Annotated in this window: 22 protein-coding genes, 1 rRNA gene, 1 pseudogene and 1 riboswitch (1 of these 25 running past the window's edge); of the genes and pseudogenes, 3 read left to right on the top strand and 21 right to left on the bottom strand. The window is 47.3% G+C overall.

The window, feature by feature from the left end; translation table 11 throughout:
• From ETP43_RS01490 to ETP43_RS01420, 15 genes are all read right to left on the bottom strand, one after another.
• Positions 1 to 208, bottom strand: a 16S ribosomal RNA gene (locus ETP43_RS01490); it reaches 1,326 nt to the left of the window's first position.
• Positions 209 to 656: 448 nt separating this feature from the next.
• Positions 657 to 1,676, bottom strand: a complete 1,020-nt coding sequence (locus ETP43_RS01485) for a transglutaminase domain-containing protein (RefSeq protein ID WP_118577063.1) — start codon at positions 1,674 to 1,676, stop codon at positions 657 to 659.
• 113 nt (positions 1,677 to 1,789) lie between these two features.
• Positions 1,790 to 2,929 (bottom strand): SLC13 family permease, encoded by a 1,140-nt coding sequence (locus tag ETP43_RS01480; RefSeq protein WP_129256884.1) that lies wholly within the window; start codon positions 2,927 to 2,929, stop codon positions 1,790 to 1,792.
• 4 nt (positions 2,930 to 2,933) lie between these two features.
• Positions 2,934 to 3,131 (bottom strand): hypothetical protein, encoded by a 198-nt coding sequence (locus tag ETP43_RS01475; RefSeq protein WP_022171276.1) that lies wholly within the window; start codon positions 3,129 to 3,131, stop codon positions 2,934 to 2,936.
• A 64-nt stretch (positions 3,132 to 3,195) separates the two neighbouring features.
• Entirely contained in the window at positions 3,196 to 3,762 is a 567-nt protein-coding gene (locus ETP43_RS01470) for a chromate transporter (protein WP_118619770.1), read from the bottom strand.
• Positions 3,759 to 4,349: a chromate transporter gene (locus ETP43_RS01465; protein ID WP_129256883.1), complete on the bottom strand. Its 591-nt coding sequence runs from the start codon at positions 4,347 to 4,349 to the stop codon at positions 3,759 to 3,761. The genes ETP43_RS01470 and ETP43_RS01465 overlap by 4 nt, the downstream gene beginning before the upstream one ends.
• A 220-nt stretch (positions 4,350 to 4,569) precedes the next feature.
• A complete protein-coding gene (eno, locus tag ETP43_RS01460; RefSeq protein WP_129256882.1) occupies positions 4,570 to 5,865 on the bottom strand; it encodes a phosphopyruvate hydratase in 1,296 nt (431 codons plus the stop codon).
• A gap of 264 nt (positions 5,866 to 6,129) precedes the next feature.
• The gene (gene ppk1, locus ETP43_RS01455) at positions 6,130 to 8,178 is read right to left on the bottom strand and encodes a polyphosphate kinase 1 (protein WP_129256881.1); all 2,049 of its coding nucleotides are present in this window, start codon (positions 8,176 to 8,178) and stop codon (positions 6,130 to 6,132) included.
• A 116-nt stretch (positions 8,179 to 8,294) separates the two neighbouring features.
• Positions 8,295 to 9,119: a carbon-nitrogen hydrolase family protein gene (locus ETP43_RS01450; protein ID WP_129256880.1), complete on the bottom strand. Its 825-nt coding sequence runs from the start codon at positions 9,117 to 9,119 to the stop codon at positions 8,295 to 8,297.
• Between the two features lie 138 nt (positions 9,120 to 9,257).
• Positions 9,258 to 9,692 (bottom strand): DUF1284 domain-containing protein, encoded by a 435-nt coding sequence (locus ETP43_RS01445; protein WP_129256879.1) that lies wholly within the window; start codon positions 9,690 to 9,692, stop codon positions 9,258 to 9,260.
• 35 nt (positions 9,693 to 9,727) lie between these two features.
• A complete protein-coding gene (locus ETP43_RS01440; protein ID WP_129256878.1) occupies positions 9,728 to 10,900 on the bottom strand; it encodes a MalY/PatB family protein in 1,173 nt (390 codons plus the stop codon).
• Positions 10,901 to 10,934: 34 nt separating this feature from the next.
• A complete protein-coding gene (locus tag ETP43_RS01435; RefSeq protein ID WP_330546312.1) occupies positions 10,935 to 11,807 on the bottom strand; it encodes a DUF3737 family protein in 873 nt (290 codons plus the stop codon).
• Between the two features lie 183 nt (positions 11,808 to 11,990).
• A complete protein-coding gene (locus ETP43_RS01430; protein ID WP_129256877.1) occupies positions 11,991 to 12,926 on the bottom strand; it encodes an AEC family transporter in 936 nt (311 codons plus the stop codon).
• 21 nt (positions 12,927 to 12,947) lie between these two features.
• The gene (locus ETP43_RS01425) at positions 12,948 to 13,913 is read right to left on the bottom strand and encodes a sugar kinase (protein WP_129256876.1); all 966 of its coding nucleotides are present in this window, start codon (positions 13,911 to 13,913) and stop codon (positions 12,948 to 12,950) included.
• A 2-nt stretch (positions 13,914 to 13,915) separates the two neighbouring features.
• Entirely contained in the window at positions 13,916 to 14,563 is a 648-nt protein-coding gene (locus tag ETP43_RS01420) for a bifunctional 4-hydroxy-2-oxoglutarate aldolase/2-dehydro-3-deoxy-phosphogluconate aldolase (RefSeq protein WP_129256875.1), read from the bottom strand.
• 163 nt (positions 14,564 to 14,726) lie between these two features.
• Positions 14,727 to 14,896, top strand: a riboswitch (M-box (ykoK) riboswitch).
• A 167-nt stretch (positions 14,897 to 15,063) separates the two neighbouring features.
• On the opposite strand from ETP43_RS01420, the gene mgtE reads away from it, so the two are divergent.
• Together mgtE and ETP43_RS01410 are read left to right on the top strand one after the other, a co-directional pair.
• Positions 15,064 to 16,395, top strand: coding sequence for a magnesium transporter (gene mgtE / locus ETP43_RS01415; RefSeq protein WP_129259383.1), 1,332 nt, complete (start codon positions 15,064 to 15,066; stop codon positions 16,393 to 16,395).
• 157 nt (positions 16,396 to 16,552) lie between these two features.
• Positions 16,553 to 16,924 carry an Hpt domain-containing protein gene (locus ETP43_RS01410; RefSeq protein WP_243114151.1) on the top strand — a complete coding sequence of 124 codons (372 nt, stop codon included), beginning with the start codon at positions 16,553 to 16,555 and terminating at the stop codon, positions 16,922 to 16,924.
• A gap of 139 nt (positions 16,925 to 17,063) precedes the next feature.
• Here the strand turns inward: ETP43_RS01410 and ETP43_RS01405 are convergent, their stop codons facing one another.
• The 3 genes and pseudogenes from ETP43_RS01405 to ETP43_RS18175 all read right to left on the bottom strand — a co-directional run.
• The gene (locus ETP43_RS01405; protein WP_022398679.1) at positions 17,064 to 17,609 is read right to left on the bottom strand and encodes a biotin transporter BioY; all 546 of its coding nucleotides are present in this window, start codon (positions 17,607 to 17,609) and stop codon (positions 17,064 to 17,066) included.
• 30 nt (positions 17,610 to 17,639) lie between these two features.
• Entirely contained in the window at positions 17,640 to 18,626 is a 987-nt protein-coding gene (gene bioB / locus ETP43_RS01400) for a biotin synthase BioB (RefSeq protein WP_243114150.1), read from the bottom strand.
• 528 nt (positions 18,627 to 19,154) lie between these two features.
• A pseudogene (locus ETP43_RS18175) lies at positions 19,155 to 19,301 on the bottom strand (DUF6783 domain-containing protein); the annotation flags it as partial.
• On the opposite strand from ETP43_RS18175, the gene ETP43_RS18170 reads away from it, so the two are divergent.
• Complete coding sequence (locus ETP43_RS18170) at positions 19,239 to 19,382, top strand: DUF6783 domain-containing protein (protein ID WP_334295497.1); 144 nt, start codon at positions 19,239 to 19,241, stop codon at positions 19,380 to 19,382. The pseudogene ETP43_RS18175 and the gene ETP43_RS18170 sit on opposite strands and share 63 nt — an antisense overlap.
• On the opposite strand, the gene trpA is transcribed toward ETP43_RS18170, so the two are convergent.
• The 3 genes from trpA to ETP43_RS01385 are packed head-to-tail and all read right to left on the bottom strand — an operon-like array spanning position 19,369 to position 21,938.
• Entirely contained in the window at positions 19,369 to 20,148 is a 780-nt protein-coding gene (gene trpA, locus ETP43_RS01395) for a tryptophan synthase subunit alpha (RefSeq protein WP_129256874.1), read from the bottom strand. The genes ETP43_RS18170 and trpA overlap by 14 nt on opposite strands.
• On the bottom strand, positions 20,141 to 21,325 hold the full coding sequence (gene trpB, locus ETP43_RS01390) for a tryptophan synthase subunit beta (RefSeq protein WP_129256873.1): 1,185 nt from the start codon (positions 21,323 to 21,325) through the stop codon (positions 20,141 to 20,143). Before trpB ends, trpA begins: the two co-directional genes overlap by 8 nt.
• Entirely contained in the window at positions 21,312 to 21,938 is a 627-nt protein-coding gene (locus ETP43_RS01385) for a phosphoribosylanthranilate isomerase (protein WP_129256872.1), read from the bottom strand. The genes trpB and ETP43_RS01385 overlap by 14 nt, the downstream gene beginning before the upstream one ends.
• Between the last annotated feature and the right edge of the window lie 26 nt (positions 21,939 to 21,964).

The following is a 21,964-nucleotide window of genomic DNA, read 5'->3' as shown; positions in this document are numbered from 1 at the left end:
GCGATGCTGTGCGCTTATGCGGTATTAGCAGCCATTTCTAACTGTTATCCCCCTGTATGAGGCAGGTTACCCACGCGTTACTCACCCGTCCGCCACTCAGTCACAGGAAACTTCATCCGAAGAATCCGTTTCAAGTGCTTCGTTCGACTTGCATGTGTTAAGCACGCCGCCAGCGTTCATCCTGAGCCAGGATCAAACTCTCTAAATAAATGTTTGTTCCAGGTCAAAATCAACTCTTGGCTAATTTATCCCTTTTACTGTTTTTAAGGATCTTTCGATCGTTCGTTTTTATGATTTTAAAAAGAACTTTCGAGGAATGTGTTTCACTGTTCAGTTATCAAAGATCATTTTTCGCATTGCTGTTTGTCTCAAACAGCTTTACTATTATATCATGTTGTTTTCTGCTTGTCAAGAAGTTTTTTCAACTTTTTTGAAGCTGTTTTCGTTTCTCTCTTGCAGCAACTTTGATATCTTATCACATCCAACCGGCTGTTGTCAAGAACTTTTTTTATTTCTTTTTGACAGCTTTGTGATCTCTGTGAGATCTCTCAGACGCAACTCTGATAGAATACCATTGTATACATGGTTTGTCAACAGTTATTTTCATGTTTTTTTATTTTTTTGCGAATAACCAAAATATCAGATTTTTCAGTCTTTTATTCCATTTCCCCTTCATTCGCCTCTTCCAGTGTCACTTCCGTTTCCGGCTGTCCCTGATCTTCCACATAATCGAAACACAGGACCGCCTGTGGCCAGTTCAGGCTGATACGGGCACTTTTCTGTTTTTCTTTTCCGGCTTTCCGGATCAGTTCCAGAAGTTCTCCGAGGATCTCCCGGGTGAGATATCCTCCACGCCAGTGAAAAGTAAACACTCGACCTTTTTTTGCAGTCTGTAATGCTCGCTTATACACATCCTCCTGCTTCGTGAAGGACAGTTTCTTTTCCCTATAATAGAAGTGATCCCCATCCGTACAGTGTGGAGCCGGTGCGATCAGCGGTTCGTGATCCCGGAAGATATTTTTGTCATCCAGATTGAAGTAGTCGTAACGGATGCCATTGTGACTCAGGGAATTGTCAAAGGTGACATCCATGTGATAATATTTGCCACCCAGTTTTACGATATTCCAGGTGTGGCGGTATTTGATCCCTTTTTCCGGGTTGTTGCCGCAGATAACGATCATACACCAGAGCCCCAGTGCATCGCACAAAACTTTTACTGCCTTGGCAATCCCCTCGCAAACACCCACACCCTGTCCCAGCGGTCCGATGATCTCATGGGAATAGGCTTTCTTTAATTTATCATACCGGACATTCTCGCATATAAAGTCGTGGACAAATTTTTCTTTTTCCCACTCGGACTTATCCTTTACCGGACGCACCAGCTTTTCTACTCTCGCCTGCATGGCGCGCTGGTGTTCTTTTACTTTATTTTTCTCAAACAGATATTCCGGCACAAAGATCAGATTCGGGGAATCCTGATAATATTTGTAGCGAAATCCCGTCGCCCAGAAGATCTCTGGGTGATCCAGACGGAGCTGAAAAAACACATTGTAGAGTTCTTCCTGCTCCAGACGTGGAAGTAAGATCTCATCTGCCATGTTCTGAAATCCCTGAAGGATATTATGGTAGGCAGACTGCTGCGTTTTGTTCATGTGGTTATAATAATATGTTTCGATGACGGTTCTCCTTTGTATTTCTTCTTTTCACAAATAAGGGTGGAAAATGCGATTCTGCGCCTTTTATTTTGTTTCCTATTTTCTATATTCTTCAATCATACTTTCCTTATACGTTATACTATAACGTTCACTGCCAACAGCACAATTGCAAAGACTATATTCCATACCGTAAAATACCGAAAATATTGCCCTTTTGTACCAGCTGTTTCATTCTTTTCACTTTCCTGTACATAAAATTTATAAGAGATCAGACTTGCCAGGGAAGCGATCAGGGTTCCCAGACCTCCAATATTCACTCCCCGGAGAAGCATAGGATAGTCTGTAGTAAAACCGGAAAGTAAAATAGCCGCCGGAACATTGCTGATGACCTGGCTGGCAACAAAACCAAGAATAAGTTCATGTCCTTCCAGCACTTTTATCAGGAGTTCTTTTACGATTGGAATCCGCCCCATATTTCCGATAAATACAAAAAATGCAACAAAAGTAAGAAGCAGACTATAATCTACTCTCAGCGGTAAAAATTCTTCTTTTCCACTTCCGAAAAGGAACAGACAAATCAGAAGTGTAATTCCCAGAAGCACTGGCCAGGACAGCACATGTAAAACCGTTGCCAGACTTACGAAAAAAAGGAAGAGCAAAATCAGATTTTCAGCTGTTTTGTTCTTTTTGGTTTTTCTCCTGATCTGTTCTATCTGCATACTTTCATTCTTCTGTAACAGACAGCCCCCGATCAGAAGAAGCAAAGATACCAGTGACAAAGGTCCCATGACCTTTACAAAGGACAGAGCAGACATTCCGGAGACGGAATACAAATACAGATTCTGCGGATTACCCACCGGAGTTGCCATACTTCCAAGATTGGCAGCTATCGTCTCCATGGTAATCACCGGAATCATCCGCTGATCCAGTTTTGCCATACGCAGCACCAGAATCGTAAACGGCACAAAAGTCAGAAGTGCCACATCATTGGTAATCCACATAGAGCAGAAAAAACAAAGTCCCACCAGAACCAGCATCAACTGCCGGAAAGTGTGTACCTTTTTCAGCAGTGTATTCGCCATCTGTTCAAATAACCCAGTCTTCTTAAATCCCTCCATGATCGTCATCAGACAAAACAATAAAGCCAGTACTCTGGTGTCAATATATTCTGCATAAGCTCGGTCCGGTCTGACAAAAAACATGGAAATAACAGCAAGAAAAACCGCGATACAAAGCACGGTTTCTCTTTTTAAATATACAATTACTCTCTTCATCTTCTTATACCAGTGTCAGAACCCGGCTCGTCAGGGATATAACCAGAATGATCACTGCGATGATTCCCACGATCCGGAAGATTTTTGTCTGTCGTACCGACTGATACTTCATGCCTCTTGCAAATCCTTTTGGGTTGATCGCCATGAAAAGGGCAATGGCAAGGCAGATCGTATCCAAAATAATACCTATCCAAAATTCCATAGATGTTCTCCTTTATGTTTTCTGTGTTCCAGTATACCGCAATTTTCAGGAAAAGAAAATCCTTTTATCCGATCCCCGCAATCGCCGTCAGCAGCTTCAGCACTCCTGCCAGTGCCATCACAAGTACCGGGTTCCATTTTGTTTTCCGAAGAAGGATCAGGCAGATCACAAAGATTCCCACCATCGTCCAGCGGGTGTCCGCCAGTGCGATGACATCCGCCCCGTTCCAGAAGGCAGATACCAGAATTGATACGCCCGCAGACGCGATCATCGCCACGACAGCCGGTCGCAGAGACTGTAAGACGCTCTGCAACAGATCCATTTTCTGATATTTCAGGTACAGCCAGGCAAGTAACGTTACCAAAATGCATGAAGGCAGAATACATCCCACTGTGGAAACCACTGCTCCCGGGATTCCGGCGATCTTGGTTCCGACAAAGGTTGCGGAATTGATCGCGATGGGACCCGGTGTCATCTGGGAAATGGTGATCAGATTGGTGAATTCTCCCATGTCCAGCCATCCGTGACGGCTCACCACCTGTTCCTGAATTAACGGCATCGCGGCATAACCGCCTCCGAAGCTGAACATGCCGATCTGAAGAAAACTGAAAAATAACTGAAGATAAATCATTTCTTCCGTTTCCCCCTTCCTGACAGTACCGTGCGGCTCACTCCCATCGCAATACAGATCAGCACGATATACACCACCGGAACTTCCATCGCATAAGAAGCGATAAAAGCGGCTACCATGATCACAATCGATGTCCACTCTTTTTTCTTCGTGATCCCCGCTGCCATATCCCATACCACGGAAGCGATCACTGCTCCCACGCCAGCCTGCATCCCGTCCAGAAGCTCACGGATGATGAAATTATCCCGAAACATCTGATAAAAAACAGAGATCGCAGAGATGATAAGAAAAGGTGGCAGAACTGTTCCGAAAATTGCTGTCAGTACCCCTGCAAGACCGGCCAGTTTATAGCCAACCACAATTGCTCCATTTACCGCGATCGCCCCAGGTGCCGACTGTGCAATAGCAATCAGATCCAACATCTCATTTTCTTCGATCCAATGGTACTTATCCACGAACTTATCCTTCATCAGCGTAACGATCACATACCCGCCTCCAAAAGTAAAGGCACTCAGATATAACGTGGACAAAAACAATTTCCAAAGCACCTTTTGTTTTTTCTTCACATTCTTCCTCCTGATTTCCATCTTTTTTATCTTTTCAGCAACATACGCTTTTATTGTATCAGTTTCTTTTTTTCTTTACAATCACTTCCGTAGTTCAACAGAACAAAGAACGTGTTCTGACACATCCGCATGAAACATTTTTCATTTACAGAAAAGCCTTTTTTGACGTAGAAAAGGGTGCATCGATTTTTACAAAAATCGATGCACCCACCTCTAATGATCCGACAGCATTTTTCTGCCTTTATTTTTTGATGCCAAATGCTTCTTTTCCCGGAAATACTGCTGCTTCACCGAGTTCTTCCTCGATTCTTAACAGCTGGTTGTATTTTGCCACACGTTCGCTTCGGCTTGGTGCACCGGTCTTGATCTGACAGGTGTTCAGTGCTACTGCAAGATCTGCGATCGTGGTGTCTTCGGTTTCACCGGAACGGTGAGAGGAAATGGCGGTATATCCTGCTTTGTGTGCCATCTTGATAGCTTCCAGTGTCTCGGATACAGAACCGATCTGGTTCAGTTTGATCAGGATGGAGTTTGCACAGCCAAGGCCGATTCCTTTTGCAAGGCGTTCGGTGTTGGTTACGAACAGATCATCGCCAACCAGCTGTACCGTATCTCCCAGCTCTTTGGTCATCATCTGCCATCCTTCCCAGTCTTCCTCATCCAGACCGTCTTCAATGGAGTAGATCGGATATTTGCTGCACAGTTCTTTCCAGTGTGCTACCAGTTCTTCCGATGTAAATTTCTTTCCGCATTTTGGCAGAACGTATTCGCCCTTCTTGCTTCCTTTCCACTCACTGGATGCTGCATCCATAGCCAGTACGAAATCTTTGCCCGGTTCATAGCCTGCTCTTTTAATCGCCTCAAGAATGCACTCGATGGCTTCTTCATCGCTGCCAAGATCCGGTGCGAATCCACCTTCGTCACCTACGGAAGTAGCCAGACCTTTCTCTTTTAACAGAGCTGCCAGCGCGTGGAAGACTTCCGTACACCAGCGCAGACCTTCTTTGAAGCTTGCTGCGCCTGCAGGCATGATCATGAATTCCTGTACATCTACCGTGTTGGCTGCATGTGCACCACCATTCAAGATGTTCATCATCGGCAGTGGCAGGCGATTGCCGTTTACACCGCCCAGGAAACGATACAGTGGCAGATCCAGTGCGTTTGCTGCCGCTCTGGCACCTGCGATCGATACTGCCAGAATAGCGTTTGCGCCCAGATTGGATTTATCTTTGGTTCCGTCTGCTTTGATCATAGCTGCATCTATCGCATAGATATCCAGCGCATTGACACCTTTTAATGTTTCATTGATTACTGTGTTTACATTGACAACCGCTTTGGATACACCTTTGCCTCCGAATTTTTCTTTATCTCCGTCTCTCAGCTCCAGTGCTTCGAATTCTCCGGTAGATGCGCCGCTGGGTGCGGTGCCTCTTCCCATGGTACCGTCCGAAAGATAAACCTCTGCTTCTACAGTAGGATTGCCTCTGGAGTCAATAATTTCACGTCCGCTTACTTTTTCAATTGTCAAATGTTTCATCTTATCCCTGACCCTTTCCCATGGACGATCCTCTGCTCTCATTCCGCAGGAGCAGAAAGGATCTTCCCACGACTTATTCACATGATGGTTAGCTTTTACTAACTGTGATAAGTGTAGCGCAACTTTCTGGGATTTTCAATAGGCTTAAACGGGATTTTTTCTCATTTACTTTTTTCTTTTTCTGTGTTTTTTCCAGCCGTACCGCTTCCTTACGGTATGTCTGTGTCCGATTCTGACAAACGGGACATACTGAAGGGGCACTCTTCAGAGATTTTCTGCAATCTCATATGCCTCGGCATAGAAATACTCCTGAGAATCCAGCGGTTCTTCATCGGTCGGCAGAATCCGGTAGATCCCTTCTCCGTCTTCCTGACGCGCCTGCTGGTTATCCTGTAACATGATATGGAACATCCGCAGAAGGCGGGCTTTGATCTCTTCATCGTAAACCGGTGCTGCCACCTCCACACGACGCAGAGTATTTCTGGTCATGAAGTCGGCAGAGGCAATATAGATTTTTTCTCTTCCCTCACTTCCGAAGATATAGATTCTGGAGTGTTCGAGGAAACGGCCTACGATACTTCTCACACGGATATTTTCTGTTTTTCCCGGTACCTGCGGAATCAGACAGCAGATACCACGAACTACCATATCGATCTTCACGCCGGCGCAGGATGCCTCCACCAGTTTTTCCATGATCTTCTTATCGGTCAGAGAGTTCATCTTCAGTCCGATGTATGCCGGTTCACCTGCCTCGGCATGCCTGATCTCTTCATCGATCATATCCAGCACTTTATTTTGCAGACACTTCGGTGCCACCAGCAGATGATCGACCCGTTTGATCGTCTCTCCCATCGCCAGTGCCTGGAAGACATTCGCTGCCTCCAGACCGATATCCACGTTATACGTCATCAGAGACAGGTCGGTGTACAGACGGGAGGTCTTCTCGTTGTAGTTTCCGGTACCGATCTGGGTATAATATTCGATCTGTTCATCGGTTTTCTTGGTGATCAGGCAGAGTTTGGAATGTACTTTGTAACCATCCAGACCGTAGATCACGCGGCAGCCCGCATCCTCCAAAAGGCGGGACCATCCGATATTATTTTCCTCGTCAAAACGGGCTTTCAGTTCCACCAGTACCAGCACTTCTTTTCCGTTCTCTGCGGCTTCGATCAGGGCTTCCACGACTTTACTCTGTTTTGCCACACGGTACAGTGTCATCTTAATCGAAACAACATCTTTATCGTTGGCTGCCTGGTGAAGCATATTTAAGAACGGGTTGATGCTCTCATACGGATAGGAAAGCAGTTTGTCCTTTTCTTTGATCTGGTCAAGGATCGGCCGGTCACCGGTAAATGCCGGGGATTTTCTCGGCGTTCTTCTCGCATAGAACAGTTCCGGGATCTTGCGGAGTGCATCCTCGATCTGGAAGACAAAGGACAGATCCAGCGGAGACTGGCTGCGGAACACATACTGTGGTTTCGTTGTCAGATAACCACAGAGCATCTTGACACTCTCTTCGCTGAGTTTTCTGGAAAGTTCGATGCGCACTGGGGAAAGTTTCTTTCTTCTCTTGATCAGTTCCGCCATAAATTCCCGGTAGTCCAGATCCTCGTCATACAATGCATCGGCATCGATATCTGCATTTCTGGTCACGCGAAGCAGGGATTTTTCTTTTACCTGATATCCTTTGAAGACTTTCGGGATATAGTGAAGAATCAATTCTTCGGACAGCATGTAGGTATTGCCACCCGGCAGGCGGATCAGCCGGTCAAAAACACCGCTTCCGCACGGGATGATTCCCAGTCGTTCTTTTCCGCTCTTTGTTGTCAGAATCACAACCGCATAGATTTCTTTATTCTTTAAAAATGGAAATGGCTGTCGTTTTCCCACGATCGTCGGAGAGATCAGACCGGAGATTTCCACATCAAAATACGCTTCCAGAAATTTACTCTCTTCTTCGGAAATCTTACTGAAATCCACCAGCTTTACACCATAATCCTCGATCTTTTTCATGATCTTTCCATAGACTTCGTCTTTTCGTCTGTTCAGGATCTCCACCTGCGGCAGGATTGCCTGGATCTGCTCCTTCGGTGTCATGTGCGTCTTATTTTCTCTGGAATCTTTTGCCACCAGCATCTGATCGATCAGCGATCCCACACGCACCATGAAAAATTCGTCCAGATTACTCTGGTAGATCGATGCAAATGACAGTCGCTCACACAGCGGAACCTTCGGGTTCTCCGCTTCTTCCAGTACACGTTCATTAAACTTTAACCAGGACAGTTCCCGGTTCATATAGATGGTCTCGTTCATTGCTTATCCCTTTACTTTCTTTTACCTTTGTCCAATTGTCACACTTACAGGAACACAATATCAAATTTACTTTAATTCTATATTATCTTCCCGTAAAATTCATGTTAACAAACCTTTTATTTTTCTTTCAGTTCATACAGATCCGTTCTTCGCGCGGACAGTAGCGGTAACTGTTCCCGGATCGCTTCCACGCGGTCGAGATCAAGTTCCGTGACCTGAATGCCCGGTTTTTCATCCATCTGTGCCACCACATCCCCCCAGGGTGACACGACCAGAGAATGTCCCCAGGAAATATATCCTGCCTGTTCGTCTCTGGCATCGGAAGTTCCGATCATATAACACTGGTTATCCACCGCTCTTCCCCGGAACATCAGCTCCCAGTGCGCCGGTCCGGTCGTCATGTTAAATGCCGCGGGCACTAAGATCACCTTTGCCCCCTGTAAGGTCATCAGCCGTACAATCTCCGGGAAACGACAGTCAAAACAGATACAGATTCCCATTTTTCCAAACTCGGTATCAAATACGGTGATCTGATCTCCTGCCGTCAGTGTCGCAGACTCCTGATAGCACTGTCCGCCCTTCACGGCGATATCAAACAGATGCACTTTCCGGTGTTTGGCAATCTGTCTGCCCTGGCGGTCAAAGACATAGGCGGTATTGTATACATGCCCTTCTTCGTCCTTTTCCGGTACGCTTCCGGCAGACAGATAGATCTGATATTTTTTTGCAAGTGCACTTAACTTCTGCCAGGTTTCTCCCCGTTCCGCTTCTGCATAGACCGGAAAACAGGGCGTCTGATACGGACAGTTAAACATCTCCCCAAGCGTTACCAGGTCGATTTTCTCGTCCTTTATGCGTTCCAGGTTCCGCTCCAGTTCTTTCAGATTTTCGCCTTTTTCTTCATAAACATGCGCCTGGATCTGGGCGATTTTCACCTTCATTTTTTCTCCCCCTTTCTGTCACAAATATTTGTAATTCTCTGACTTCAGTATAGATTTTCCACAACTTTTTGTCAATTTATCCGGGGGAAAATTGTATATAAAAATCCCCGGGAAGTCATGTTTTCCCCGGGGAATTTTTCAATCTTTATTTGTTGTCCATCTGCTCGTTTTCTCACTGCAGATACTGTTCCACTGACAGTCCCCGCAGATCTTCGCCCGCAGCCCTGTATCGATCACTTTTTCCTGGACTTTCCGTGTAAACTCCAGGAAATTCAGTTCTTCTCCCTCTGCAAGTCCGCAGGCATCCAGCACGCCATGGTCGTACCGGTACACTTTCTCCTGTGCCTCACAGATTTCTTTTTCTGCTCCGGACGCTTCCACCGTCACCTGACGATTCGGACACGCGCTGCAGATTTCGTCCAGCGAAACCACCAGCCGGATCGACACATCCTGTTCCAGAATGTGTAACATTGTCTCCATATGTGCGGAAAATCCTTCGCTGTATCCTTTTCCTATAAAATACGCCAGACACATCCCGTGATGCGGACGCACCGGTATTCGTTTTTTCTCCATAGTTTTCTCATTTCTCACAGCCATCTGCTGTATTGTTATTTCTGATTCCGATACGCTTCCACGCCCCGTTTCAGCCGTTCACAGCCATCCGCGATCCGGCTTCTCTGGCATGCCAGGTTGATGCGTAAAAACTGTTCGCCGGTTTTTCCGTACTGCGCGCCTTCCGACACATAAAGACCTGTCGTTTTGCGGATCGCATCGGCAAGTTCTTTCGCGCTGCATCCGAGCGCACTGCAGTCCACCCACAGAAGGTAGGTCGCATCTGCCTCTGTCACTTTCAACTGCGGAATCTCTTTTCGGATATAGTCGGTCATGTATGCACGGTTTTCGAAAAGATATGCACGGAGTTCTTCCAGCCAGTCTTCCCCTTTGGTAAATGCCGCGATCGCCGCACCGATGGCAAATACATTCGGTTCTGCCACCTCATCCGTATTCAGTGCACGCCACACTTTATGGTGCAGTGCCTCGTTCGGGATCATCACGGCTGCTGTCTGGATGCCTGCAATGTTAAATGCCTTCGTCGGTGCGATACAGGTCACACTGATATTTTTACACGTCTCGGAAGCCGCCGCAAACGGAAGGTATCCGGTGCCAGGTCGGGTGATATCACAGTGGATCTCGTCCGACAGAACGGTTACATGATATTTTTCACACAGTTCTCCCACCCGTGCCAGTGTCTCCCGCTCCCAGATTCTTCCCACCGGGTTGTGCGGATTACACAGGATCATCAGTGAAGTCTGCGGATCCGATAATTTTTCCTCCAGCGCCTCAAAATCCATCTCATACTGTTCCCCGTCATATGCCAGCGGGCATTCCACAACATTTCTTCCGTTGTTGACGATGGAATTAAAGAAAATATTATACACCGGTGTTTGGATCAGCACATTTTCTCCCGGTGTGGTCAGCTTGCGGACCGTACTTGAGATCGCCGGTACAACACCGGTACAGAAGGTCAGCCATTCTTTTTTGATGGAAAACTGATGGCGTCTCTCCCACCAGTCCATGTAGGCCTGATACCAGTCTTCTTCCACATCCGTGTAGCCGAACACACCGTGTGCGGCCCGCTTTTCAATTGCCTCCCGTACAGCCGGGGCCGTCTGAAAATCCATATCTGCCACCCACATCGGCAGTTCACCTTCTGCCACATCCCATTTCAGAGATCCGGTATTTCTCCGGTCTGTGATCTGATCAAAATCATAGTTGCTCATGCTGTATCTTCCTCTCTGTTTTTTGCAGTCTGTCCTATGCCTCGACTTCTTTTCCCTGTACAAAAATCTTCGTCTTTGACGGATCTACCTTATCTTTTTCCACCGTCAGTTCTTTGATCTCATCCGCACGGATCACACCGCTCGACGGATTCAGCACGCTGTCGATGGTTCCGTGGATCTTGGCATCTACAGAAGAGTATTCAAATGCCAGTGTCGTATTGATCAGCTTACAGTTTTTCATCACCAGATTGTCAATATAACACATGCCCTGCAGACTCTCGATCGTACAGTTTACCAGTGTCAGATTCTTCGCATTCCATCCCAGATATTCTCCGGAGATAAAGGAATCGTACACCGTTACATTTTCACTGTTCCAGAATGCATCCTTGGACAGCATCGTTGCGTTGTGTACTTCCATATTTTTTACACCGTCAAAGGAATAATTTCCCACCAGACGGAAGTTTTTCAGCACCAGATCCTGGCAGTTCATACCGAAATAATCGCCCTTTGCATCCACATGATCCAGTTCCACATTCTGACAGCTCCACAGCGTCTCTGCCGCATTCGGGAAAGTTACATTGGTCAGTTTCAGTCCGTTACACCGGCGGAAATTCTTCGGTGCTTCGATCACTGCGTTGGTCACTTCGATCCGGTCCGTATACCACACACCCGCGCGTGCCATCTCAAACCAGGTACAGTTCTCTGCCTTGATATCTTTCGCATACCACAGCGGATATTTCCACTTGAACATGCTTCCGTATAATTCAATATTTCTGCTCTCTTTTAACGGAGACTCTCCGTCGTCAAAAATAGTATCATAAATTTTCAGATCCTTCCCCTGAAACAGCGCACGCTCGCCGGTCAGGAACTTCTGATGAATCTCTTTCATTTCTTTTCCATCTCCCATAATTCTCTTCTCCCATTCTGCTGCCATATATTTCGTTATTCTGACAGGCTTATATAGAATTATTGTATTCCATTTTGTCAGATATGGCAAATACTTGTTTCGTATATCTTACCATAGATTCTGCCTATAGATAGCATGCACCACTGCCTGTCCGGATATTCCCGACAGACAGTGGTGCATCTCTCAGCTTCCTGCAATCCACAAAAGCCCTCTGCACACAACCGGCAGTGTCACGATCCCGCAAAGGGTGGTCAGCATCACCCCTCCCAGTGAATATTCTCCGTCAGAACCGGAGGAATTAGCGAGCATGACTACGGAGGACATGGTCGGCATCGCGGTGATCAGGGACATGGTCATACGGATTTCTTCCGATACCGGGATGAAGCCCAGGACAAAGTAAAACAGTACCGGAAAAATCAGCATTTTACAGATGACAATTCCATATAATTCGATCTGTTTTACATATTTTCGGATATCCATACAGGCAAACACTCCGCCAAGATAGATCATCGCAAGCGGTGTCGCCGTCGCCCCGATATTCTGGAATCCCGTCTGGAAGACACCCAGAAGTTTCAGCCCGGTCAGTACGAAAAGGACTGCCAGCGCGATGGCAACTGTCGCCGGATTGATCAGCTTTTTCGGATCAAACTTTCCTTTTCCACTCGGGGAGGTCAGTTTCACTCCTACCGTCCACATCGCCAGCTGATCCACGATGGTAAATACGGATACATACAGCATGCCCCGTTCCGGGAAAATGCTGGTAATGATCGGGATTCCCATAAATCCCACATTGCCAAACATCGTCATCGCCCGGTAGATCTGCGACCGGTCACCTTCTACATGAAACAGTTTTGTCAACGCAACGCCCAGTCCAAATAAGAGAATCGAGGCTGTCACCGCCAGTCCGATGATAGACAGCGATTTTACCAGTGCCACCCGGTCTACCTGGCTGACTACATTGACAAAGATCATCGTCGGCAGCGAAAGTTTCATCACGACTCGGGCGATCCAGTCGAGTCCCTTATCACTCAGCACACCGGTCCGCACCATTATCATACCGATGACAAGATAGACGATAAACAGCTCGATCTGTTCCATTAAAATCCAAAATGTATTCATTTTTTTCGTTTCCTGTTTTCTTTATTTCTGTATTTTTCCTACCATATATGTTTGCAGGATTTCTTCTGTCGGCAGCCCTTCGTTATCGCCACGGTGCTGTACCTGGATCGAGCCGATCGCATTGCCCCGTTTCGCACATTCGCTCACCGGAAGACCTTTCAGCAGTCCGCTCAGTACACCGACGGCAAATCCGTCTCCCGCGCCTACGGTATCCACCACTTTTTTTACCGGATACCCCGGGATCATATCCCGGGTGATCTCCCCGTTTTCTTTCTTTTCGGATACATAAGCACCATTTTTTCCATCTTTGATTACAACAAGAGCCGCACCTTTCTGATGATAAAAATCAGCCGCTTTTTCCTTATCTGTTGTACCCGCAAGGATCTCACATTCCCCGATTCCCGGCAGTACCACATCTGCGTAATTTGCCAGATCGTTCAGAACCTTTCTCATCATCTCATCATTTTCCCACAGTGCCGGACGGAGATTCGGATCAAAAGTCACCGGAATCTGCGCCTTACGCGCCCGCTCCATCAGGCGATACGTCGCCTCTCTCGCTTCTTTTGAAAGCGCCGGCGGGATCCCCGTCACATGCACCAGCCCGATCTCACCAAGATCCAGCGCATCGATTTCTCTTATAGACAGATGCGATGCCGCCGATCCTTTTCGATAATACGGTGCCGCCGGATCATGTCCGTCTTCCACATATTCTTTCAGTTGAATCCCGGTTCGATAAACCGGATCATACGTCAGAAGATTCGTTCCGATCCCATTGTCTTTTAACGCCTGTTCAATATAATGCCCAAACGGATCATCCCCAAGCCGTGTCAGATATTCTGCCGGAAAACCAAGCCGGGTAAGCCCGATCGCCACATTGACCTCCGCCCCGGACATTCTTCTTGTAAAATGCTCCACGCCCTCCAACGCACCAGGTGTGTCTGCCAGTAACAGAGCCATCGGTTCTCCAAATAATAATGTTTTTTTCATATTTATTTCTCCTGACTGCCTCGTACTTCTCTGACCAGTGCCACCGCATCCGCTGTCATCTGGCGGATCGCATCAAACTGCCCGCTCTGGATCAGGTCTTTTTTCACCATCCAGCTGCCGCCACAGGCAAGAATCACATCACTTTCCAGATAAGAACGGACATTTTTCAGATTGATACCACCGGTCGGCATAAATTTCATTCCCACATATGGAGCTGCCAGTGCTTTGATCGCTGCCAGCCCGCCGGAAGTCTCTGCCGGGAAGAATTTGACCACTTCCAGTCCCCGTTTTACCGCCTGCGCCAGCTCCGATGCCGTCACGCAGCCAGGAAATACCGGGATCTGTTTTTCGATACAGTAATCCACGATCTCCGGATCCAATCCCGGGCTTACGATAAATTTTGCTCCTGCTTCGATGGCTTCGTCTACCTGTCTTGTCATCAGAACAGTTCCCGCACCCACGAACATCTCCGGATATTCCTCCAGCATGATACGAATGGATTCCTTCGCTGCCGCCGTTCGGAATGTCACCTCCGCGCACGGAAGCCCGCCCTCGCAAAGAGCTTTCGCCAGCGGTTTTGCATCCATCGCATCCTCCAGTACCACGACCGGTACGATCCCCATTTCTTTTATTTTTTCTGCTGCTGTCATCTGTCTTCTCCTTCCCCTGTACCCGTTCTGTCAGTGACTCTTTTCTTCCCCTTTGTACCGGGCACATCGCTGCTATCATTATATCGACTTTGACAGGTGCTTTCAATTGTAAAAAAGCGATTGACATTACTTTCTGTTTGCTATATGATAGTCACGACAAATAAAGATATTTCGGTAGGTGAGGTTACCACAGGGATTTGGATTTTCCTGAGATTGCTGCCGCAAGGCTGTGGAGACACGGCGCGCTGGTCAGCAGGTCATGTCGTGAAGGCATAACCTAATGCAATTGATATATGCCCTGTGATACTAAAGCTTGAACGATGGTCAGGATTTTTTCGTGATGTATTTTGCAGATTCTTTCATTGCTCAGGCTTTGAAGGAATTTTTTTATGCTGATTTTTAAAGAATGAAAGGTGGTGAGGAAATGGACGCTGGTGCCAGTTATCACGCGGAATGCGACGATCATATACCAATAATTGCATATCGGAGGTACGTTTATGATGAACAAAGATATTTTTGTAAAACTGCTCCAGGAACGCCGTTACAAATCGGTAAAAGACGTTCTGGACGTAATGAACGCAGTGGACATTGCCTCACTGCTTGGAGAATTTGATGATAAAGAACTGGCTCTCGCCTTCCGTCTGATTCCCAAAGAAAAGGCGGCAGACGTATTTGCCAACATGGAAAGTTCCCTGCAGTCTGTCCTGGTAGAAGTCCTCTCAGAAAAAGAACTGAAAGAAATCCTGGACGATCTGTACATGGATGACACCGTGGATCTGTTAGAAGAACTTCCAGCCAATCTGGTTACCCGGATTCTTGATGCCAGCGGCCCGAAGGAACGGGAAACCATCAACAAACTGTTAAATTATCCGGAGGACAGTGCCGGAAGTATCATGACAACCGAATACGTGGATCTGAAACCGCATCTGACGGTAGGTCAGGCACTCGCACATATCAAGGAAACCGGTATTCACAAAGAAACCATCTATACCTGTTATGTGATCCAGCAGCGGAAACTGCTTGGCATCGTTTCTGCAAAAGATCTGCTGACTACGGATGATGATGTCCTGATTGAAGATATCATGGAGACAGAAATCATCTCTGTGTCTACCCTGACCGACAAAGAGGAGGTGGCTCACCAGCTTCGCAAATACGATCTGCTGGCACTTCCGGTTCTTGACAATGACGGTCTGCTAGTCGGCATCGTAACATTCGATGACGCCATGGATGTCATGGTCGAAGAGGCAACCGAGGATATCACCAAGATGGCGGCCGTATCTCCCAGTGAAAAAACTTACTTTGAAGTATCCGCCTGGGAACACGCAAAACGCAGAATCCCATGGCTTCTGGTACTGATGTTTTCTTCTATCATCACCGGAAGTATTATCACCCGTTATGAAAACGCTTTCGCGGCAATCCCTCTTCTGGTATCCTTCATCCCGATGCTGATGGACACCGGCGGAAACTGTGGTTCTCAGAGTTCCACCCTGATCATCCGCGGAATCGCCCTGAACCAGGTAACCTTCCATGACTTTTTCCGTGTCATCTGGAAAGAATTCCGTGTTTCCCTGATCGTGGGTGTTGTCCTCGCTGTCGCCAACGGACTGCGGATCTATCTGACCTATCAGCAGGCAGGTATGGCAATCGTCATCGCCCTGTCCCTGGTCGCAACCGTTATTTCCGCCAAACTGCTCGGCTGCATCCTCCCGATGTTCGCCAAAAAAATCGGTCTGGACCCGGCACTGATGGCATCTCCGCTGATCACTACCATCGTCGATGCGAGTTCCATTATGATTTACTTCTTTATCGCAACGAAAGTATTTCGCCTGTAGGAATTAAAAACATTACAAAAAGCATCACAGTAACCATTACATTTTTCTTACATTTTTCTAAAATTCTTGTTTTCATTTGGATATACTCATATAATATAATTACTTATGACATTTTTTCGTATTGCAGACAGAGACCCGCTGTTTCTGTCTCCATCACATGCAGAAAGGAATTACAAGTATGAATATTAATGAATGTTATCAGGCTATGGGAGCTGATTATGAGGAAGTCTTCGGACGCCTTCGCAGCGAAAGACTGATCACCAAATTCGTCCTGAAATTTCCTGGTGACCCCAGCTTTTCCCAGCTCCAGAGCACTCTGGAAGAAAAAAATGTAGAAGAAGCGTTCCGTGCCGCCCACACCTTAAAAGGCGTCGCACAGAACCTTGGATTCACCCCGCTCTATGAAGCCACCGCCACTCTCACCGAAGTTCTCCGCGCAGGCAACCTGCCGGAAGATGACAATATGATGAACGCGGTTGCGAAAGAATATGAGAGAACGGTTGCTGCGATTGAACAATTGAATGCGTAAATCAAAATTGGTCCACCGAACTAATTATTGATATGCAGTGCAATAAAAATGCTCCTGATGATTGATCAGGAGCATTTTTATTTATGCGGGCAACAGAGTCAAAGTCCATGCTTGCACAGGACCTTGGCGACTGCCGCGATTACCGTATTCTTTTCTTTATCATCGGTCCGATGAGCATCGCGATAATCATTTTTACCAGGTCGGCCGGAATAAACGGGATGACGCAGACTGCGAGGGCTGCCTGGAAAGTATAACCTGCGACCACGCAGAACCATATGGTTCCGAAAAGGTAACATACGATGGTTCCGACGATCATACCGATAAGCTGAAGCCATGGTTTGCGGCAGTTGTCGATGACCAGTCCGGCAATAATTGCCATTACGATAAATCCGATGATATATCCGCCTGTAGGCCCTGCCAGTTTTGCCGGACCGCCAGTGAAGCCGGAAAATACCGGGAGCCCAACGAGTCCGATCAGAAGATAGATCAGATAACTGATGGTTCCTCTTTTCCATCCGAGAAGATACAGGGACAGATAGATTGCCAGGTTAGTAAAGGAAATCGGAACCGGTCCGATGGGGATGGACATTGGAGCAAGAATACAGGTGACTGCTGTCATCAGTGCGGTTATGGTGATTTCATAGGTTTTGCTGCGAGGTAACGTACTGCTTTGTGTCTGGTTCATGTTAAAAATTCTCCTTCTAAAATTTGTCCGTTATGCGGATTCAATCTCATAAATAAATCCGGCATCCGTGATCGTTTTGAGGGTATCTTCAATTCCCTGACCGCCTTCTGTCAGGTAACCTGAGGCAAAGATTGAGTCAACCACACTGAGCAGTTTCTTTTCTTCCCCTTTAAAATAGACTTCTCTTCCGGCCGCGCAGCGAATATCTGCTTTCGGCACCAGAAGTCTTGCAAGACAGAGAACTTTCATGCAGTATTCGGTTGTCAGCCCGGAGATATCAGCATCTCCAAGCGGAGTTCCTTTGATCGGCAGAAGGAAATTGATCGGCAGAGCCTCCGGCTGAATCTCCCGCAGTTCAAGAAGCATATCAACGACATCCTCTTTACTTTCGCCCATTCCAATGATCCCGCCACTGCAGATCTCAAATCCGATTCCCTGAAGCATGCGGATATTCTGTACACGTTGCTCAAACGTGTGTGTGCTGCAGATATTATGATAATAAGACCGGCTGCTGTTCAGATTGTGATTGATCCGATCCAGACCGGCTTCTTTGAGCATTCTTGCCTGCTTTTCTGTCAGAAACCCGATAGAACAGCAAAGATGCGTTCCATGTTCTTTCATCCTCCTGATCCGGCGGGCAAGTTCCTCGATCTCTTTATCTGTAAACTTCATCCCACTCAGACCAATACAATGTCTGGATAAATGATACTCATTTACAAAATCATTATCCTGATACAGCTTATCTTCATCTACCCATTTATACTTATCAATATCTGCGGTAGAACGACATGACTGTGCACAATAAGCACAATCCTGCGAACAGTTGCCGCTGCGAGCGTTGGTAAGAATATGAATACTTACACGATCCCCCTTATATCGATATCGCAAACTCTTCGCGCGATCGATCAGCGTATCCAGCTCCTCATCCGGCGTGTTCAAAATAGCGATCGCATCCTCCCTGGAAAGAACAGGTACCTCTTTTTCATAAAATTCGGAATTCATAACATATCCTTTCATTTGTCATGGGCAAAATGCCCTTTCATTTTTCGTACGGATATCACTTTAACACATAAAAGTATCGATTGTCAACTTATTTTGGTTTTAAGTTTACATTTTACATGTGTAAATTCAAATATCGAATATTCTTCCCCCTCTGGTGTATCTCTATGTCTCAGTTGGATGTGTAGGATTATGTATGTTGTAGTGTCTTGAAACCCGGACGCGGAAGGAGCAGATCCTGGGGTGGGGCAACATGGGCAGGGGAACTTTAAGCTAGCCGAAGTTAGCGGCTAGCTTAAAGTTCCCCTGCCCATGTTGCCCCACCCCAAGACCTGCTCCTTCCACTGTTAAATTTCTATTCGACATAAGTAAACTGAAATGACTCAACAACCTCAATCGAAGTAAGCTGCAGACAGCCTTTTGCTGGTGCCCTTAGCAAAGATGAGATCCATCGTTTACGGAATCTTAGGCTCGAGCGCTCTCGCGAGAGTCTTAGATGCAGTTACCGATTACCTCAGATTTGCGTTACCAGCGGTTGTCTGCAGCTTACGGGCAGGCGCTCCATTTCGTCCGGCGTAAGAGAAAACTACAAGAAAACCTAGAACGTGTTTGAAAAAGGCTTTTCGTGAACTGCGAGTCCCAGTTTGTGGGAGATTTTATCCGAATGAGGGCGGCGTAGCGGGCTACGGCAACCGAATGAGGGTAAAATATACCGCAAAGTGGGGCTTGCAGATTGCGGAAATGATTTTTCAGACACGCTCTAAGCCTCCCTGACAGCATCCTTCATAGCTTTCACATACTCCTTCACATAAGGAATACACTCCACCCCATACTGTCCGCAAAGCTTCACGATCGCCGATCCGACAATTACCCCATCCGACTGCCCGGCCATCTTCTTCGCCTGCTCCGGATTCGAGATACCAAACCCAACCGCACAGGGAATATCCTTCGCCTTCTTCACCAGATCCACCATTGCTCCGATATCCGTCGTGATCTGAGAGCGCATACCCGTAACCCCCAGAGAAGAAACACAGTACACAAATCCCTGCGCTTCCTTCGCGATCATGGAGATTCTCTCATGCGAAGTCGGTGCGATCAGAGAAATCAGATCCAGTCCGTACTCCTTGCAGACTCCGTCAAACTCCTCTTTTTCTTCAAACGGTACATCCGGTAAGATCAGTCCGTCCATGCCAACTTCTGCTGCCTTTTTCACAAAACGCTCTGTTCCATAAGAAAACACTACATTTGCATATGTCATAAACACCATCGGAATACTCGAATTCTTCCGAATCTTCTCAACCATCGCAAACACCTTGTCCGTCGTAACGCCACCGGACAGCGCACGGATATTTGCCGCCTGAATCACCGGACCCTCTGCGGTCGGGTCAGAAAACGGGATTCCCAGTTCGATCAGATCTGCCCCTGCTTCCTCCATGGCATATACAAGCTGCTCTGTCACCTCCAGTGACGGATCCCCGCAGGTAATAAACGGAATAAATGCTTTCCCTTTTGTAAAACTCTCTGTAATTCTCTTATTCATGGATATCCTCCCCTCTGTAGCGGGCAATCGCTGCACAGTCTTTATCTCCCCTTCCGGAGATGGTAATTACTACAATCTGATCCTTTCCCATCGTCGGCACCAGCTTCTTCGCATATGCAACTGCATGGGCACTCTCGATCGCCGGGATAATACCTTCCACCTTAGACAAATATTCAAAGGCATCTACTGCCTCATCATCCGTGACCGGCACATATTCCGCACGTCCGGTGTCATACAGATGGGCATGCTCCGGTCCCACACCCGGATAATCCAGTCCGGCTGAGATCGAATATACCGGTGCGATCTGACCATATTCATCCTGGCAGAAATAAGATTTCATTCCATGGAAGATACCCAGCTTTCCGGTAGCGATCGTTGCTGCAGTTTCTGCCGTATTGATACCCCGTCCTGCTGCCTCACAGCCGATCAGACGTACACCGTCATCTTCGATAAAATTATAAAAGGTTCCGATCGCATTCGATCCGCCGCCGACACACGCCAGAACAGCATCCGGAAGCCGTCCCTCTTTCTCCAGGATCTGCTCCTTGATCTCCTTGGAGATTACCGCCTGAAAATCTCTGACAATCGTCGGGAACGGATGCGGTCCCATCGCAGAACCCAGTACATAATGCGTGTCCGCGATCCGGTTGGTCCACTCTCTCATGGTCTCGGAAACCGCATCTTTTAACGTGGCAGTTCCGGAAGTAACCGCATGAACTTTTGCTCCCAGAAGGCGCATCCGATACACGTTCAGCGCCTGACGCTCCGTATCCTCTTTTCCCATAAATACTTCACATTCCATACCCATCATGGCAGCTGCGGTAGCTGTCGCCACCCCATGCTGACCGGCTCCTGTCTCTGCGATCACACGGGTTTTTCCCATTTTCTTTGCCAGCAGTACCTGCCCCAGCACGTTATTAATCTTATGTGCACCGGTATGGTTCAGATCTTCTCTCTTCAGATACACTTTTGCCCCGCCGAGATCCTCTGTCATATGAGCCGCATAGTACAGCCTGGACGGTCTTCCCGCATATTCATTCAGAAGCTCCGCCAGTTCCCGGTTGAACTCCGGGTCATTTTTATAATGATTGTAGGCTTCCTCCAGTTCCAGAACCGCATTCATCAGCGTCTCCGGAATATACTGTCCGCCATGTACTCCAAATCTACCTTTTGACATCTTTTGTTTCCTCCATTCTTACTATTTCCACTGCCTGACAGATCCGTCCGGCATTTTTTATTCCATCAATCTCCAGACTGCTGCTCAGATCCACCGCCCATGGATGAAGCAGCCCGATCGCTTCCCGCAGATTTTCCACATCGAGACCTCCGGCCAGAAAATACGGTCGTCCGACTTCACCCACCAGAGACCAGTCAAACACTTTTCCCGTTCCGCCGCTTCCCTGATCCAGTAAAATATAATCCGCCACACTCTCCCGGGCCCGCTCCACATCTTCCTTCGACTTTATGGAAAATGCCTGAATCAGCGGTTTTTCTGTCAGTACCTTTAATTCCTGTATATATTCCTTCGGTTCCTGTCCGTGAAGCTGTGCTATCTGTATCGTTCCCTCCTCGAGAAGCTCTGCCACCAGCTCTTTCGGTGCATTGACAAATACACCTACCGGAACAATTTCCTCCCGCAGTCCCCGTACCAGTTCCCGTAATGTTGCCCGGTCGATACTCCGTCTGCTTTTGGGATATTCCACAATAAATCCACAATAATCCGGCCTTGCCTCATTAACCGCCGCGATATCCTCCGGCCGCCGCAGACCGCATATTTTTATTCTGCTCATGCTTAATCTCTCCTGCTGCTTTTTAC

Source organism: Blautia faecicola (genome assembly GCF_004123145.1).
GTDB lineage: Bacteria > Bacillota > Clostridia > Lachnospirales > Lachnospiraceae > Oliverpabstia > Oliverpabstia faecicola.
This window is presented reverse-complemented; position numbering and strand designations above follow the sequence as displayed.